The sequence below is a fragment of the Mucilaginibacter roseus genome (genome assembly GCF_021215455.1).
Lineage (GTDB): Bacteria > Bacteroidota > Bacteroidia > Sphingobacteriales > Sphingobacteriaceae > Mucilaginibacter > Mucilaginibacter roseus.
Map to the genome: position 1 here is coordinate 1 of NZ_JAJPWV010000005.1, position 18,077 is coordinate 18,077.

The following is an 18,077-nucleotide window of genomic DNA, read 5'->3' on the forward strand; positions in this document are numbered from 1 at the left end:
TGTACTGTTAGTTAATCCTCAAACTTCCATTTTACAAAGGCCTCAATAGCTTCATATTCGGCTAAACCAAGCGCGTTGTATAGGCGGGCGGTTTCACGGGTTCTATCCTCTGCCCTAACCCAAAACTCACGGGCGTCATCACCGGGGAATACCGGCAGATCCTTTTGCGACTGATGTTTGAATATGGCCAGCCTTTTACGCTCCACCTCCTGCGGCGATAGCGGTACAGCCATCTCAATTTCGTGTATCTCAAACTCGTGCCATGCGCCACGGTACAGCCATAGCCAGCAATCTGCTGTCCACTGCTCGGTTTTGCGTAAACGGGTAAGCGCCTCTAATATTATCTCAAAACATACCTTGTGCGTACCATGCGGGTCGGCAAAATCGCCTGCGGCAAATATCTGGTGCGGTTTTACCTGCTGTAACAAATCCATCGTTTGAGTAACATCATCCTCGTACGAAACTACTTTTTCAAACTTACCACGATCATAAAACGGCAGATCCATAAAATGGATATTTTCATCGCGCAAGCCTGATAAACGCGCCCCGGCAATGGCCTCTCCTTTACGTATCAAACCTTTTATGGTACGTATTTCTTTCGGGTCGGATTGGTTAGGTTTTTTGTTTCTAAAAAACTCGTTCATGGTGGCGTACAGGTTGGTCAGATAAGCAGTATCCTGCCTTTGTGCCTGCCCAAAATCCATAGCGAATTCCACATAACGCAAAGCATCTTCATCCCAAACGGCCGTATTGCCTGACGTTTGGTAGGCTACATGCACCTCATGCCCCTGATCAGCCAGACGAATGAACGTGCCCCCCATCGAGATCACATCATCATCCGGGTGCGGAGAAAACACGATGGAGCGCTTTACCTGCGGCAATGCACGCTCCGGCCGCTGACTATCATCGGCATTAAATTTACCGCCGGGCCAGCCGGTTATGGTGTGTTGCAGCTTGTTAAATACATTAATGTTGATGTTGTAAACGGGTCCAAAATCGGTAGCCAACTGTGCCATGCCGTTATTGTTATAGTCAGCCTCGGTCAATTTTAAAATAGGTTTATCAAGCGTTTTTGATAACCAAACCACCGCCTTTTTAATAAGCGAATCCGTCCACTTACAATCCTTAACCAGCCACGGGATATCAAAACGGGTAAGCTCAACGGCGGCATCCTCATCAATAATAAACTCTACGTTGTTTGACATTTGCAGAAACGTTGCCGGTACTTCGTTGGATATTGGCCCTTCAACCGCTTTTTTAATAATCGGCGCTTTTTTGCCGTTCCAGGCGAGCAGAATTATCTCCTTAGCTTTGAAAATAGTACCAATGCCCATTGTGATGGCTTTCTTAGGTACATTCTCTTTACCGCCAAAATCCTTTGAGGCATCGCGGCGGGTAAGATCATTCAAAGTAACCAGCCGTGTGCCGGAGTTTGGTGCAGAGCCCGGTTCATTAAAACCAATGTGACCGGTACGACCGATTCCCAACACCTGTAGATCGATACCGCCGTAGTTGTTTATCTTTTGCTCATAAGCGAGGCAGTAAGCGGCAATATCTTCTTGTTTTAAGGTACCGTCGGGAATGTTTACGTTAGAGATGTCGATATCTACATGATCGAACAACTGCTCTTTCATAAACCTTACATAACTTTGCTCGGCATCAGGTTGTATGGGGTAATATTCGTCGAGGTTAAAGGTGACCACATTTTTAAAGCTCAGGCCTTCCTCTTTATGCAAGCGCACCAATTCTTTGTACACTTTTACCGGTGAAGCACCCGTAGCTAAACCTAATACAGCGGTTTCATTATTAGCTTGCTTACTTTTTATAAGCCCTGCTACGCGGCGGGCTACCTCAATACTCGCACTTGTGTCATCACTATAAATTTTTACCGGTACCTTTTCGTAACGTGTTTCTTCTAATAGGTTTAATTTCAACATATTATATATCTATTTTATTTTAAATACGGCATAGCATCTCCCGCACCGGTGCCAAGCCTGTTTGCCTGCCGGTAATATTATGCCTGTATTTTATTAAGATTGGTTGTTATTAAAAACCCTCGCCGCCACTTACAGCAACAAGGGTTTCAATTATGGTTTAAAAACCACTATCATCAAGGGCGAAGGTGTTTTTTCGATCCTTCCATGCGCCTTTGGTAAAGTCAGGGAATTCCTGCGGGGCATTGCCGTCGGCTATTGATTTCTCAGATAACGGGGTGATTACGCTCATGGTAAGCGAGTCGTATATATCAATTGGAGTTTGCTTTTTCTGTTTAACAGCCTCTACAAAGGCATTAAATACAAACCAATCCATACCGCCGTGGCCTGCGCCTTCGGCAAGGTGTTCGTATTTTTTCCAAAGCGGGTGGTCATATTTAGTGAACCACTCGCTGGCCTTGTCCCACTGGTCGTAATTTTTTGATTTACCCTCGATGTAAACCGCATCGGCTACATCCATCCAGATACCCTCGGTGCCTTGCACACGGAAACCTAAGGAATATGGGCGCGGTAAATGCGTATCGTGTGATAATACCACCGTTTCGCCGTTGGCGCAATTCAATGTGGTGGTGATGATATCGCCGTTTTTGAATTTAATTTCAGCGTTTCTATTGCCCGGAGATATCTTTTTGATATAGGCGGGTAGACCCGGAGATTTTGAGGCGAACGATACCAGGTTAGTAAAGCGATTACCACGGTTAATATCAATGTAATTCATTACCGGGCCAGCGCCATGTGTAGGGTAGATATCGCCGTTGCGCTCCACATTATATTGCGTACGCCATTGCGCCTCGCCTACCGTTTGTGGACCGAACTCGGCGCCACCACCATAAAACTGCTTGCCATCATTAAACAATACCTGACGGAGATCATGCTGGTAGCCCCCCTCAAGATGCACGATCTCTCCGAACAGGTTTTGGCGAACCATATTCAACGCGGCCATTACATCCCGGCGGTAGCAAACATTTTCCAGCGTCATGTAAGGCACCTTGGTTTCTTCGTACACTTTCAGTATATCCCAGTGATCCTGCAAAGTAATACCGGCAATAACCTCGCAGCCCACATATTTACCGGCACGCATGGAGTCGATAGCCTGATCTTTATGAAACTGCCATGGCGTGGCGATGATCACCGCGTCAATATCTTTCCGGGCGATGAGTTTTTTGTAAGCATCCACACCGCCGGTATATTCAGCCGGGAGTTTCTTTTTGGCCTTCACAAACTGTTCGCGGCAATATTTAAGTGAGCTTTCCTGCGTATCGCAAATGGCTACAATCTCCACATCATCGCGAAGCAAGCCCTCGCTGATGTGGTTACGGCCACGAAGGCCAACACCTATATAACCAAGGCGTACTTTATCCTTAGCTTTACCGAATAACATACCTGATGGCAAAATTGTTAACCCTGCTAATCCGACAGCGGTATTCTTAACAAAATCTCTGCGATCCATAATTTTAGTTTTTATTGAGTTGATTTGATTTTAAGTTTTGAGGCAAGCCTATTTTGTGCCCTTTAACGGCATAAAGCCATATACATAAATATATGGGTACTAATATAATATAAGCGTATTGCGTGCTAAATGAATCAGATAAGGCTCCGTAAACCAGCGGTATAACGGCACCGCCCGAGATACCCATTACCAGCATGGATGCACCGGTTTTAGTAAACTTGCCTAAGCCTGCCAAAGCCATTGGCCAAATAGCAGGCCATACCAACGCATTTGCCAAACCCAACAAAGCTATCATTAAAACGGAGGTAAAGCTACTGGTAACCAAGGCTAATATTGAAAGGATTATGCCTAAAATACCACTACCTTTCATGGCTGTTTCCTGTGTGAAATATTTTGGTATGCAGACAATACCGATCAGGTAACCGGCTATCATACAAACCAATGTACAAGTAGTAAAAAATTTGGCATAAGTCAAGGCAATACCCTGCGCGGCACCGTAATTTATAACCGTATCACCGGCTATTACTTCGGCACCTACATATAAAAACAAAGTGAACGCGCCTAATAATAAATGCGGGAATTGAAATACGCTTGTTTTGTTAGTTACAGATGGTGCTTCAACTAAATCCGCGTCATCCTTTTTATCGCTGTCAATTTCGGGCAGGCTTGAGTAGTAAATAAATCCGGCAAGAATTATTAACACGATAACGATGATGATGTAAGGCATAATCACCCTTGATGCAAGCTCATTCAATTGGATCACCTTTTCATCAATTGACATTATGTCTAACCGTTCTTTCAATCCGTCGGCGTCTTTCAATGCTACAGCACCTAACACTATAGGGGCAATTGCTCCGGCAAGCTTATTACAAATACCCATAATGCTGATGCGCTTCGCTGCACTTTCAGGAGGTCCTAATATAGTGATGTAAGGGTTTGATGCCGTTTGCAGCAAAGCCAAACCTGTCCCCTGCACAAATAAACCAAACAAGAACAAACTGTACTGACGGGTAAGCGCTGCGGGTATAAACAATAACGCACCGACAGCAATTACAACTAAACCAGCTGCCATACCCTTTTTGTAACCGGTTATATTTAAAATATAAGCCGAGGGCGTAGCCATCAAGAAGTAGGCGATGTAAAAGCAAAATGCTACCAGGTAAGCCTCTAAATTATTAAGCTCACAGGCTAATTTGAGGTAAGGTATCAAAACTGAATTTAGCCAGGTGATGAATCCGAAAATAAAGAACAGGATACCGATCAGGAAAATGGGGTTTAGTTTTGCTGTTTTTTTAGAAGTACTTTCTGGAGAAATCATATCGCTTAAATGTTTTATTGTCCCTTAATCTACAGAAAATTCTTCGCTTAGTGTAAACATTACACCATTAAAGGAATCATATCGATGGAAATCCGGAACGTCAGATTTTACCTGGTTCCAGCACAGGTAATGTGGCTCATCCAGTCCGTCGCCGCATTTGTAGGCATTAATACGCGCGCTGGTACCAGACAATGCTAATTGCGGATGAAACGCGAAAACCCGCAGTGGAATAGCGACAGTCATTTCCCAGGCTACACCTCGACCCGAAACAGACCGCAATGTGGTAACGTGCTTTATTTCGTGAAGCATAGCGGCCGGTAAAAACTCGCGGTTGTCTCTGTCGGATCCATATTGGCCCAGGCAAGTACCGGCGCAATTAAACTCCAAATTGTAATAATTGATATCATCATCAAAGGCTATAAATAGCTCCACACAACTATCATTATAGACCGGATCATTGGGGCTTAAATAAAATGCCTTTACAACGGGCTCATTTACATAATATTTAATGTAGATATTTTCTCGATCGTAAGCCAGTGCAAATCGCGCGGACACATGCTGTGCCGCAGTGCACCAGCTTGTAGGGTGTAAATGCGCTGCCGGAAAGCTGTCAAGCACTACTGAGGCATCATCCATAAATGAATACCTGCCTAAAACACCTGAAGGGATATACGGAATATTCATTATGCTCATATCGCCAGCTTCGCTCCCTTTTTAATACTTTCCGTTTGTTTGATAATGGTATTATGCAAATGATCCTTGTCAGCCTGCAATAACTCAAACAACCTTAATTGCGCTTTAGCCCGTTGCAGATTGTGTCCATCAAATTTTATCTTGAAATAGGTATCGCCATTAATATAATCGGTTAAAAACCGAACAGCTTGCATATAAGGCAGTAATAACACGCCCATAATTAGGGAATTTACCTCGACTTCGGTTAAAAACCGGGCAGCCTCCTTCAAATAACCTTGGGTATATGCATTAAAAAGGGCAAAATTCAACTGTATCTTATCCATATCAGCCTCATCTTCAACCGTTGTGTTGATGATAGTACGAATTGCATCGCCGAAATCATATGCCACATAGCCTGGCATCACCGTGTCCAGATCGATAACACACTGTGCCTCATCATTGCTATCAAGCAATACATTGTTAAATTTGGTGTCGTTATGCGTTACACGCTTGGGTAGTAAGGCCTGTTGTTCAGGTTGCTGAAAATACTGCATGGCTTCAGCGTACTGACTGATGAGGTCAAGTTGTGTTTTAACTGCGTTAACACGCCCTTTTATATCCTCTTCAACTGCTGATTGTAACGCTGCGAGCCTGGTACTGATATTATGAAAGTTGGGGATAACCTCGTATAATAATGTGGGGTTTAGATCGGCCAACATGCACTGAAATTTTCCAAATGCCTTACCGCCCTCAAAAGCTTGCTTTTCGGTTTCTACCACGTCGTAACTTTTGGTATCGCTTAAAAAGTGACATAAGCGCCAGTAATCGCCATTTTTATCCTGATAAAAGTATTTGCCATCCCGGCCGGGTATCAGGGTCATCACCTCCTTATCGGCTTTAGCCGGATCTGTTGCGTTTACTTTAACTTTTAAATGATCAATTACCAGGCACATATTATCGGTTAGCGCCGGTACATTGGTAAATATGTAATGATTAATTCGCTGTAATAAGTAATCTGCACCTATAGCATCATTATTCTTTAAAAAATAAGTATCGTTTATATGGCCTGAGCCAAAGCTTTTCAGTGAAGCCGTGTCCGCATTGCAGTTAAAGTTTGCAACAATCTCTGATATATTCGCTAAGCTTTGCACGCTGTAAAATTTAACTTAAAACTTTTGGTGAGTAGCCGCCGGTGCCTGCTGTGTTCCAAATCCACACACAGCAGCACGGCAACTAATTTGAAAAAACACTAACTGTAAACTATTGACCTTAATTAACTTTAACAGTGTGATTGAGCTTATTATAGCCAGTCGAAGCCTCCCAAACATCGTTATTGGCTAAACGGATGCTATATTCCGGCTTGCTTGCCAAGCTTGCGTACTGATCGGGTAGGTTCAACAGCAACTCATACTCGCCGGCAGGCATATCATCAGGTATCTTAATACTTTCTTCAATTTTATTTACGCCGGAATACCATTTACGAACATCTGAAGACAGATCAAACGATTTCACCTCGTTGGTTTGCTTGTTGCGCAGCACCAGTTCGGCTGTACGTTTATTGAATGGCGATGCGTAACCGGCGTTTTTTAAATTTAACACTATATTCATGCTTGTGCCGTGTACTACATTGTCGGGCAATACGGCGCTTTGCAATACAAAACGATAGCCTAAGTTTTTCTTGATATTATCCATACAACCGCCTGTTTGCCAATCGTTATTTACATCGTTGTTGTAATGGGCATTTAAATAGCTGTAATGCATGGCAGCAAATTCCTCCTGCGCTTTACCGGCCGGTTCGCAATCATTTGATGGGCTGTAACCGTCTGAACATGTTTCCCCGCCTACTGCTACGTATTTGCTGTCGGTTTTCATATAATCACGCAGAACGTTAACTACCGAGCCGCCTGATACACGCGGCGTTGAACTGTTGCCATAATCCTCGTAGGTACCAAAATCATTAGAGCTGGCTAAAAAGCAATCGTTATGAAAACCGATGCGGGCGATATCAGCAGTGGTAAATGCTGTACCATCAGCTAACGCCGCAGAGGTTATCGGCGCATTAACACCATACAAAAAGCGCTGTTTTATTTGCGGGTAGCGCACCTGAACCATTCGGTCGGCCGGCACTGCGTCAAGCATGGCGCGCAATATCTCGGCACGGTCGAGCCAGTTTTTATCAAGCAATTTATTCTGCTGGCCGCCATTAGTAGAGGCATCACCAAAAAAGTCGCTGTAATATTGCTCGCCCCAGGTACCAATAAAGCCTAATTGCACAGCGGCTATAACATCTGCGTTAGCTTGCAGCACCGGTTTTAGCTGCGCGATATGACCTAAAATGATAGCCTTAGGCGCATCACCATATGGCGGACAAATAAATCCTTCCGGACAGTTGCCTGCTGTTTGGCGCACGGTATACACAAACCTTGGTATCAACTTTACACCCGCGGTACGCGCGGCAACCATGTCTTTTTCTATATTGGTTAAAAATGAAGCAGGTATTGGAGTTGAGGTAACGTTATCTAAAATATAATATCTGAACACCAGCGTGCTATACACTTTGTAATTAGCACCCTGAATAGCCTGCTCGCTACGGTACGTTTTCAGTTCATCCGCGTTAAGCAGGCTGAAATTACTGGCGTGAGTTTCTGAGTAGCGGTAAAAGCCACGTTCCGGGTTCGGGAAATCATCATTACTTTCGGTATAGGTTACGTTAACCTTTTCTATTTGCACCAGCTTTTTATCGCTATCCTTACATGATTGCGTTAGTGATAACGCCGCGAAGGAAAAGTAAAGACAAAAACTATTGAAATTGAGTTTCATTATTGTTGGGATTAATCAGAGTTTAAAAAATATTTTTCGCTTATAGAGCCAGTAACACAGGCCCCACTCGGCCGCCCACGTAGCCAAAGCAGAAATTAAGGCTGCTATATACGCGGGCGTATTAAAAAATTGTTGCAGCATGCCACCGGTGAAAATGTTGACAAAGCCATTCACCCATTGCATGCCCACCGTTTCAAAAAAGAGGTAAATGAATATGGCGTTCATGCCCATCACAGTAAAAATCCAGGCATGTTTAGTGTTTTGCTTTACATCAACCAACCAATAAATTGCCGCCAGCATAAGCAGCACCCACCCCGCCGAAGCCAAAGCGAATGAAGCTGTGCTGATGCGTTTAATAATGGGGGTTACGCCGCTCCAATCCAGGCCAAAACCGAGGGCCAAGGCTATCAATCCGCACACAGCCAACACCCTTATTTTGTAGCCAGATGTTGCAGATGTCACTAACAACTTACCTGCCAGCACTCCCCAAATGGTATGTACCGCTGTTGGGATAATGTTGATGGCTACCCAGCCGTCACTGTTTATTTTACCCATCAGCATAGTATCCATGTAAGCGCCAAAATTGTGATGCTGTACAAAGGGCTGATCAAACCCCGGCATTAATACCGTGCGGTATAGCATCTCAGTTACAATTAACAGCGCCAACGATACGCCGACCTGAAAAGCGAACGAACGGTTAATGATCAAATATGCTATAACGCTGGTGATTGATAACTGTGTAAGTACATTCCACAGTTCCCAAACCATTTTACCGGCGTAAACACAATGCAGTGCCGTGCCGCAGATAAACAGTTTCAGGCTACGCCAAAGCACATGTTTCAGGTTATCATTCCAGCTTACGCCCTTTGCCAGTTTACGGCTGTAGGATATATACAAAGCCGCCCCTGCCATAAACATAAACGCCGGCTGCACCAAATCCCAAAACCGCAAGCCATGCCATGGGTGATGAAAAAACTGACCGACAATAGTTGCAAATACCCCCGTTGGACGCATCTCACTCAATGCGATGTACACATGGCAGCTTTCGGCGCAAAGCAACAGCATGATTATGCCGCGCATCACATCTAAGGATACAACACGCCCTGTCAATACCGGATTACTGTGGGTAGTCATTTATAGATACTTGCTTGTTATTATCTTCGAAATCGCTTAGAATTATTCGCTCATATCGAGCAGAAAGCTCGCGGTGCCATCATCAGGCGCGCTGCCCAACACTACCGACCAATCACTTTTTATAGCCTGTATGGCGATGCGCAATCCGCTACCGGTAAGGCCTTTAAGCTTACCACGGGCTATGCGCATCTCGAATTTCACGTTAGCTCCGCTTTCAACTATAGTACCCACCTGGTAAGCTTCGGCAATACTTTGTTGGGCGAAACTGAAATCGGCCTGATTAGCGCTATTGTGATAAAATATATCGACACCATTGGTCAGTAGCTGACCTTCCAGCAAAATATCATATCCACCTTCGGTAAAGGTACCGGTTGCCAAGCCTGTCGACGGATTATTATCTGAATCCATGTAGAAATCGAAGATATCGCCATTGGCTTTTTTGCCAACCATGTCAACATAAACGTAAACATAGTTACCATCGTAATCCATCTTAACTTCGTTAAAAACGCCTTTGCGTGCGCCAAGAGTAATGGCTGTATTTACATTGGCCCAATCATTTAATGTATTATCGTTTATTTTCACCGGCGTGGTTTTGGCTATGCGCAAAACGGTTGATGCTTCTGCCTCTTTGCCATTAACGGTGGCGTATAATGTCGGCACATATTTACCTTTGCCCGGATAGCTGTGTGTTGGGTTGGCATCGGTTGAGCTTTCACCATCGCCAAAATCCCAGCGGTAGTTGGTTACACCATCAGTTTTTACAGTAAACTTAGCTTCGTTACCTTCAACGGCTACGTCATAAAGTAAATCTGTTTTTATTTCGGTACTGTCTTTTTTACACGAGCTTACCATACCTAAGGCCAGCACGCCAAATAAACTTATATAGGTTTTAATATTTTTCATATCATTTGTTCTGCTTAATTAATTACAGCTTTATTGATAATACACTATGGATTTTGTGTTACCTGCGGATTGCTCAACACTTCATCAACCGGAATAAAATAGATGATGCGGTTGCTGGTGTAAGGCACCGTCATGTTAGGGTAACCACTTGGCGCACGGCTCAAGTCAATATCCGTTTCTTTTAAACCAGCCAGATGATAGCCCCAATAAGTTTTGTTAAGCGTACGCTTGTTACGGAAAATGTCATAAGTACGGTGGCCTTCAAAGGCGAGTTCTATACGGCGTTCTTCCAGCACGGCATCAAGCACAGTATAGCCTGAGGGTAGTTTGCCGCCATAAAGCGATCCCTCCAAGCCACGGTTTTTACGAATCTCGTCCAGATCATTAAGCGCTGCCGAAGTTTGGTTCAGCTTTGCTTCAGCTTCCGCTTTGTTCAGATACATTTCAGCTAAACGGAACATTATTGGCGAGCTTAAATTTGGTGAGCCGCCCTGAAATGAGAACTTACTGATGTAATACATCTCAATACCGTTCTTTTTTTGCACAGTACCACCTGCATCCTTAGCCGGCACAATGTAGTTCCAGCGCACATCCTCTGTATGCTTTGACATTACGTTACGTAATGATGATGAGGCATACTCCTCGCCCCAGCCTGAGTTGCCATCTGAGTAGATCATCGAGGCGATTGAACCAAATTTTCCGTAATCATCAGCCGCGGTAAACGCTACGCAAAAAATAGTTTCGGTACCGGTAGTAGCATTGGCGAATAAATTAGGATAAGTAGTTTTGGTTTCGAGTTTAAACCTGTTGGAATTGATTACCTGGTTAGCATAATCAAGCGCTTTCTGGTTATCTTCCTTATACAAATTCACGCGGGATAATAATGCCCAGGCTGCTTCCTTTGAGGCATATTGCACGCCACGGTTCTGTGTCATTAACGATGCCGCTTTTTCTGCATCAGCTATAACCGAAGCGTAAACTTCACTTACGGTTGAGCGCGGTTTTTTGGCTTCGTCTGTCAGCGAAGTACGTAACACGATACCCGGCGCGCTCGGGTCAACGCTGTAAGGTTTACCAAACAGGCGAACCAGGTTAAAATGGCAAAACGCGCGTAAAAAGTAACATTCGCCAAGTAGCTGCTGTTTAGCGGCATCCTGATCACCGGATTTTTCAACGGCATCAATAACCGTGTTTACGCCTGATATGATTTTGTATGATACGTACCAGAAATAGCGAGTATTGCCCTGTGATGGCGCATGCCCCAGGCTGAAGCTGTAAAACAACGGGTCGGTGGTTACCTGTCCGCATACGATGTCATCACTCGCAAAATCAGACAAGTGGTAGTACTGGCGCAAGTACATATTATTCTGATCAACAATTCCATTAAAGGTAATATGATCTTTAAATAATGCATAAGCGCCGTTTAAGGCATTAGTGAGGCCAGCCGTTGTGGTTACCAATGTTTCGGTGCTTATGGCATCAGTTGGTGTAACGGTCAGATCCTTGCAACTGCTTGCTGCCAGCAGCAACAGCACACATATGGATGATAATTTCTTTTTCATGTTCTGAGTATTTTAGGTGCTGCTTATTAAAAATTGAAGTTAACAGTGAACAAATACTGCCTGTTGTTAGGATACTTAAAGTCGGACACGCCCGGTGTGGCAAATCCTCCCGGTGTAATGGTAGTTTGCGGATCCTGGCCCAGGAAGTTAGAGAACGTAGCCACATTATCGGCTGTTAAACCAACGGTGATGTTTTCAAAGTTTAATTTTTTAGCGAATGCCGATGGCAAGGTGTAATTGAACGCTATGTTACGTATAGTGAAGTAACTGCCGTTCCTCAAATAGCGAGTTGAGGTCTCGGTTGAGTTGGCGGAGTTTTGCGGACTTGGCTCGGTTGCTTCGGTATCGCCCGGACCTGACCAAACTTTGGCATTATCAGGCAGCTTTATCTGGTTGTAATATGGTTCGTGGCCATCATTCATCATAAAGCGCAGGTTGTTGCTGAATACCTTGTTGCCATAATTAAAGTAAGTATTCACCCGTAATGCAAAGCTTTTATAACGGAAGCTATTATTGAAGCCGCCTTGAAACTTAGGTAACGCTGAACCAACTTCCTGAATGGTGGCTTCGGCATAGTTTGATGTTTTTTCGCTGGCTACCGCTTCTCCTGCATCATTGTAAACCAACTTCTCCCAAACAGGTGCACCGGTTTGCGCATCGACACCTAACCATTTAGGCATATAAAACTCGTACAAGTTACCGCCATTACGATATATCTGAGATATACTCCACGATCCGGTTTTCACGATATCAGCCGGCAGTCCATAAATTTTATTGTTGTTAAAGTTGATGTTAAAATCAGTTACCCATTCAAAGTTTTTATTGGTGATATTGGTGGTGTTCAGGCCAATCTCGATACCTTTATTGATAACATTACCGGCATTTTCCCAGCGGGTTTCAAAGCCTACCGAAAGCGGCTGCGATACCTGAAGCAACAGGTTTTTGGTATCATTACGGTAAGCATCCACAGTCAAATTGATTCTTTTAAAAAGGCTTAAATCAAAACCTATGTTGGTTTGATGCTTGGCTTCCCAGGTTAACAACGGGTTAGCCAACTGGTATGGCACCGCGCCTGTTAAAGAGTTATATTGCGTGGTTAGCGAGAACAAGCCAAGGTAGCGTGTCGCGCCAATATCCTGCGTACCGGTTACACCATAGCTGGCACGTAATTTCAGGTTGTTAATCACGTTGTTACTTTTCAGGAACTCTTCGTTGCTGACGATCCATGCACCTGAAACAGACGGGAATGAACCGTATTGTTTGCTTTCCGGAAATGCTGACGAACCGTCAACCCTGAATGATCCCGACAAGATGTAACGGCCTTTGTACGTGTAATTCACCTGCGACAGAAATGAGCGTAATTCGGTAGTCAGGTTGTAACCGTTAACCAATTGTGTGTTTGATGCTACGTTAAGCACCTTTAATCCGATGGGCAATCCCCTTCCTGATCCGCCCGAAAACTCGGTACGACCACCTTCGAAGATAATACCGGCTAAGCCGCTTAATGCGTGGTCGCCCATATCGAAGTTGAACTTTAACAGGTTGTTTGATATACCGCCATAGTTAAGCGTATTCAACTCATCAATATACCCATCGTTATGGTAAGTACCGGCGGCCAATGGCGATACATAATTTACAGCTTTATTAAATGCCGCTGACACCCGGTTGGTACTGGTGAAGGTTAACCAATCGGTAATGCGGTAGTTCAGCATAAAATCGTAATTCACATCAAAGCCTTTGTAGGTATGATCAGAATTTTGAACGGTATGTATCGGGTTGATCTTATCGCGCGACCACCATTTAAAGGTTGACGTACCATCCACATAAACCGGGTTACCGTTAGCATCGTAAGGGTTATCCCATGGCATATTCAGGAATGAATAGTACATATCCATATAATCATAACTACGGCCGGTTGATGCGCTCAGGTTGATATTGTTGGTGATATCAAGTTTTTTAGAGAAATGATAAGTTGAATTACCACGTAAGTTTATACGCTGATAATTAGTATTCATAAACGTGCCCTTCTCGTTGTAATATGATGCGCCTACATAGTAGTCGTTCTTTTCCGTTTTACCGCTGGCTGCTATGTACACGTTATACATCGGTGCAGCTTTGAATGATTCCTTCGCCCAATCATAATTCTGGTTACGCAGTTCGAGCGGACGCTCACTGTAAAATTTGATCAGGTCTATCTTATACGAGTTATCGGTAGCACCTACAATATAATCGCGATAAAATTCCTTTTGATAATCGTAAAGTTCGTTGCTGTTCATCAGGTTCATCTTACCGAAATCAGCCGTGCGGAAACCTGAACTAATTTTAGCTTCAAACCGGGTTTTGCCAGATTTGGCGCTTTTTGTGGTAACAATAATTACACCCGCATTAGCCTGCGAACCATAAAGCGCTGTTGAAGCAGCATCTTTTAATACGGTAACTGATTCCACATCGTTAGGGTCATAGTTACCGCCGATTATACCATCGACTACATACAACGGACTTTGGTTGGCATTAACAGAAGATACACCGCGCAGTCTGATCTCCGGTTGCGAACCCGGTGCACCGGAGCTATTTACCACCTGCAAACCGGCCACCTTGCCTTGCAACATGGTACCTACGTTGTTAGCTGTAACGTCTTTTAACTTATCTGCCGATACAACGGTTACGGCGCTGGTAAGCTCACTTTGCTTTTTGCTACTGTAGCCTACAACCACTACGTCGTTTAATTGGGTAATGTTTTCTGAAAGGAAGATCACCAAATCCTTTTGTCCGCCGGTAACTTCAACTTCTTTACTCAGGAAACCCATTGATGTGATAACCAGTGTAGCTTTTTGCGAAGGGATGTTGATACGGAAAGATCCGTCGGCTTGTGAAGATACCCCAACAGTGGTTCCCTTTACGGTGATTGCCGCGCCTGGTAGCGGCTGCTGGTCGGTGCCGGAGGTGATCCTTCCTGACACCGGCTGGCTTTGCGAAAACGCTCTCGCAAAAACCATCAGGCTAAAAAACAGGAGTACAACTTTTTTCATATAATGTTAAGTAGGGTTAAATAAATAGTTAGTACATCGTTAATTGGAATAGCTTAAAGTTGGAGCAAAAAAGGGATTAAAAAAACCAATACATTATTACCGGGGCCAGATTTGCGTTACGCAAACGTTTGCTTTAACTACGCAAACGTTTGTGTAATTTTTGCGAATTGCAAAATATTAGTTGTAGCAACGGGCACTTTGTGAAATTTTAGCAATGTTTAGCCACGACATCACAGTTAAATTGCACAGACAATAGCGCCCAAACACCAAGAAAGAGTATAAAAATTGAAAAAAGTGCGAGAAGAAAGCGATTACACTGACGCAAGCTTCGCTTATTGTAAAACAAACACTATGAAAAGGTTGCTAAAACGAGCTATTATAACCTAAACAGACTACTTGAGGGGATAATTCACCATTTCTGAATCAATTATTTGTTGCATATAGTTGGTTTCGGTGTTTTCACCTTTATTATTAGCCTCTATCAGCTTAAAAAGAAAGTCGGTAGCTATTGAAGCCTGTTTATAGGAGAATTGTTCAATCGAGGCGAGCGGACGGGTGTCCATATACTCCCAGATCGGGAGATTAGCAAAACTGATAAAACTAATATCCTTATTTACTTCCAATCCCGCCGCCTTAACAGTTGCTATGCAATCCAGCAATACATAATCGTTAAAAACCATTACCGCGGTGGGCATCTTATCCTGATCAATAAGTTTGCGTATGGCCTTTACATTATCCTCTTTACTCAAAGTGGTTGAGGCGATAATGTCATAATTAATGGGCAGGTTATTTTCCTTAAGACATTTAAAATATATTTCGAGCCGTTGCAGTGTGGCCGCCATTTTTGCCGGACCATTAATTAGGCCTATCTTTTTGTGCCCTGCATCAACAAAACGGCTGATAGCCTGCAGCATACCCGAGTGCAGGTTGCATGACACAAAGTGTATATCCTTTTTTTGCGGTACGCGATCGAAAAAAACAATTGGGATGTTGTATTTTTTCAGATTATCAAAATGCTCATATGTAGAAGTTTCTTTAGTTAACGACACCAGAATACCATCCACACGATGATCTTTCATGTTGTCAACGATACGTTTCTCACGTTCAAAGCTATCCAGCGATTGGCCAATGATCACGTTATAATTAAACTGTCCGGCAAAATCCTCTACCCCGCAGAGCGCCGAAGAGAAGAACGGCTCCGCCAAACTGGGTATGATAACACCTATGGTATAAGTTTTACGCTCCTTAAAATATATGGCTGATTTGTTAACCTCGTAACCCAGCTCCTTGGCTACTTTGTGTACCCGCATGGTGGTTACCAAACCTATACTCGGATGATCGTGCAATGCCCGTGATACCGTTGAAACGGATACATTGAGCTTTTTAGCGATCTCCTTAATAGTAGGTAACTTGTTACTTTGCATACTTTGGGTGGTTATCTCGGTAGCAACTGCTTTAATTGGTTTAACAGCACTATTATAGTAAAAAAATATAACAATTGCTTTTGGTACAATTAATAATGATCGTTCAACAGCCCTAAGTTCGGGTATAACTAACACAAAAAAGCCGCCCTTTCGAGGCGGCTTCATCGCTTTTAATTTATAAACTTAGTTTGAAATAGCGGTTACATCGCTACCTGTTTCAATCTCAGTAAGCGCTGTACTGCCTGACATGATGAAGATACTGATACCCCGAGGCGTTATCCAGGTTTTAGTTTCAGCATCAAAATCGCCACCCAGTTTCATAAACACACCCTGATCGGCAGGAGTTACGTGCGGTATAACATACTGGTTTGTGCCTTGATAAAAGAATGGCTGCTCGGCGCCTGTCTCATCAACAAAATTATAGTGATCGGTTTTAGGAACACGGTACCCTTTATTGGTTGTTGGGTTGTACATAGTGGTTTTGCCTGTACCGCCAAAGAAAACCACATCAACCGGTACTGTTTGCTCTGTAACGTTAATACCTTTGAATATAGCAATACCACCCGCGTTACCGCTGTTTGGCAATAAACCGCTGCTGGCGCTGCCAAAACCATCACCATCATTAGTAACATAAGCTATGGAGCTGATCCATTTTGCGTCGCTAATGTCGGTTGTGTTTGGCCCGTTGACACGCTTGTTGCTACCGCCTACGTAAAAGAAATCGCCTTTTTTAACCTGGCCGTTCGTCAAATTGAATTTATAAGTACGGCCACCACCGGTTGCCCAACTGGCGCCCGGCGCGTCACCGGCATTTGGTTGCGCTGCACCTGCGTTGGTACAGGTTACTACAGCCATTGGCGTAACGGAGAAATCAATATTTTGTGTAGCCCGGAACTGGATGTACTCATAATTTCCGTCAGAACCCTTTGCATCGTTAACAAAGCCTGTAATTACCACCGGCATTTCGCCCAGGTCCGGCGCATTTGGATCGGCAGGTTTGGTGATATCACTTATGTCCGCGAATTTACGCGGCCATACCTGGTAAACTGAAGCCGAATCTACACTATTATCAACTATCAATATTCCGGCTACAGTAGCGCCTGCAGGTAAAAACTCATCCGCAAATTGCGCCGTTGGCTCGGTGTGCATAATAATGCTATCGGCACCATTAACCAAATATTTATTGCCCACGTATTTCGTTTGGCCCATAACCGGCGCCGGCGAAACCGTAGCCGATTTAATGCTCACCAAAGTGCTCTCGTATTCATCAGGCTTCGTTTTAATAGAGTAGCTTGAAACCTGCTGCACCTGCACCTCGTTACCGGTAGATACGGTTGTAATGTTAGCCTGAGTTACGCCTGTTAACTGTAATGCACCATTTACTCGTTTTAACGTCGTGCCCTCTATGTTAACTACTATACTATCACCTGATTTGAAAGTGCCCGCGGCTTCGCCAAGTGGTATTTGTATGCCACGTATCGCTTTACGACGGTTATTTTGCAAGATCAAAACCCCTTGCGGAACGTTCCCTGAATCGGGCATAGAAATCACCTTACCGGTAATTTGATAGGCGCCCAGCATGTTATCTTTACTAAGAGTAACATCGGCGCCTTTATGGATCGCGCGCAAATCAACAAGCGCGATTATCGGGCTGAGCTGCCCTTCGGCAAAATTGTGCTTTTTGCAGGCGCTAAAAAACAGTGCCGATAAAACTGAAACTATAAGAAATATCTTAGCTTTCATTGTATATAATACTTTATGGTATTTGTTT

General features: G+C 43.9%; 12 protein-coding genes. All 12 read right to left on the reverse strand.

The window, feature by feature from the left end:
* Positions 1-11: 11 nt before the first annotated feature.
* Positions 12-1,937, reverse strand: a complete 1,926-nt coding sequence (gene nagB, locus LT679_RS15310; protein ID WP_232178483.1) for a glucosamine-6-phosphate deaminase — start codon at positions 1,935-1,937, stop codon at positions 12-14.
* 157 nt (positions 1,938-2,094) lie between these two features.
* Positions 2,095-3,444 carry a Gfo/Idh/MocA family protein gene (locus LT679_RS15315; protein ID WP_232178484.1) on the reverse strand — a complete coding sequence of 450 codons (1,350 nt, stop codon included), beginning with the start codon at positions 3,442-3,444 and terminating at the stop codon, positions 2,095-2,097.
* Positions 3,445-3,448: 4 nt separating this feature from the next.
* Positions 3,449-4,762: a sugar MFS transporter gene (locus LT679_RS15320; protein ID WP_232178485.1), complete on the reverse strand. Its 1,314-nt coding sequence runs from the start codon at positions 4,760-4,762 to the stop codon at positions 3,449-3,451.
* Between the two features lie 24 nt (positions 4,763-4,786).
* On the reverse strand, positions 4,787-5,455 hold the full coding sequence (locus LT679_RS15325) for a carbohydrate-binding family 9-like protein (RefSeq protein WP_232178486.1): 669 nt from the start codon (positions 5,453-5,455) through the stop codon (positions 4,787-4,789).
* A complete protein-coding gene (locus LT679_RS15330; protein WP_232178487.1) occupies positions 5,452-6,585 on the reverse strand; it encodes a phosphotransferase enzyme family protein in 1,134 nt (377 codons plus the stop codon). Before LT679_RS15330 ends, LT679_RS15325 begins: the two co-directional genes overlap by 4 nt.
* Before the next feature lie 118 nt (positions 6,586-6,703).
* Complete coding sequence (locus LT679_RS15335) at positions 6,704-8,254, reverse strand: DUF4832 domain-containing protein (RefSeq protein ID WP_232178488.1); 1,551 nt, start codon at positions 8,252-8,254, stop codon at positions 6,704-6,706.
* 15 nt (positions 8,255-8,269) lie between these two features.
* Positions 8,270-9,388 (reverse strand): acyltransferase family protein, encoded by a 1,119-nt coding sequence (locus LT679_RS15340; protein WP_232178489.1) that lies wholly within the window; start codon positions 9,386-9,388, stop codon positions 8,270-8,272.
* A gap of 42 nt (positions 9,389-9,430) precedes the next feature.
* Positions 9,431-10,291, reverse strand: coding sequence for a PKD domain-containing protein (locus tag LT679_RS15345; protein ID WP_232178490.1), 861 nt, complete (start codon positions 10,289-10,291; stop codon positions 9,431-9,433).
* Between the two features lie 44 nt (positions 10,292-10,335).
* A complete protein-coding gene (locus tag LT679_RS15350; protein WP_232178491.1) occupies positions 10,336-11,853 on the reverse strand; it encodes a RagB/SusD family nutrient uptake outer membrane protein in 1,518 nt (505 codons plus the stop codon).
* 26 nt (positions 11,854-11,879) lie between these two features.
* On the reverse strand, positions 11,880-14,882 hold the full coding sequence (locus LT679_RS15355) for a SusC/RagA family TonB-linked outer membrane protein (protein ID WP_232178492.1): 3,003 nt from the start codon (positions 14,880-14,882) through the stop codon (positions 11,880-11,882).
* A gap of 392 nt (positions 14,883-15,274) precedes the next feature.
* A complete protein-coding gene (locus LT679_RS15360) occupies positions 15,275-16,471 on the reverse strand; it encodes a LacI family DNA-binding transcriptional regulator (RefSeq protein WP_232178493.1) in 1,197 nt (398 codons plus the stop codon).
* Positions 16,472-16,489: 18 nt separating this feature from the next.
* Positions 16,490-18,049 (reverse strand): DUF5689 domain-containing protein, encoded by a 1,560-nt coding sequence (locus tag LT679_RS15365; protein ID WP_232178494.1) that lies wholly within the window; start codon positions 18,047-18,049, stop codon positions 16,490-16,492.
* Between the last annotated feature and the right edge of the window lie 28 nt (positions 18,050-18,077).

Coding starts and splice junctions, on each gene's coding strand:
- nagB (WP_232178483.1), bottom strand. CDS start 1,937: ATGTTGAAATTAAACCTATTAGAAGAAACACGTTACGAAAAGGTACCG.
- LT679_RS15315 (WP_232178484.1), bottom strand. CDS start 3,444: ATGGATCGCAGAGATTTTGTTAAGAATACCGCTGTCGGATTAGCAGGG.
- LT679_RS15320 (WP_232178485.1), bottom strand. CDS start 4,762: ATGATTTCTCCAGAAAGTACTTCTAAAAAAACAGCAAAACTAAACCCC.
- LT679_RS15325 (WP_232178486.1), bottom strand. CDS start 5,455: ATGAGCATAATGAATATTCCGTATATCCCTTCAGGTGTTTTAGGCAGG.
- LT679_RS15335 (WP_232178488.1), bottom strand. CDS start 8,254: ATGAAACTCAATTTCAATAGTTTTTGTCTTTACTTTTCCTTCGCGGCG.
- LT679_RS15340 (WP_232178489.1), bottom strand. CDS start 9,388: ATGACTACCCACAGTAATCCGGTATTGACAGGGCGTGTTGTATCCTTA.
- LT679_RS15345 (WP_232178490.1), bottom strand. CDS start 10,291: ATGAAAAATATTAAAACCTATATAAGTTTATTTGGCGTGCTGGCCTTA.
- LT679_RS15350 (WP_232178491.1), bottom strand. CDS start 11,853: ATGAAAAAGAAATTATCATCCATATGTGTGCTGTTGCTGCTGGCAGCA.
- LT679_RS15355 (WP_232178492.1), bottom strand. CDS start 14,882: ATGAAAAAAGTTGTACTCCTGTTTTTTAGCCTGATGGTTTTTGCGAGA.
- LT679_RS15360 (WP_232178493.1), bottom strand. CDS start 16,471: ATGAAGCCGCCTCGAAAGGGCGGCTTTTTTGTGTTAGTTATACCCGAA.
- LT679_RS15365 (WP_232178494.1), bottom strand. CDS start 18,049: ATGAAAGCTAAGATATTTCTTATAGTTTCAGTTTTATCGGCACTGTTT.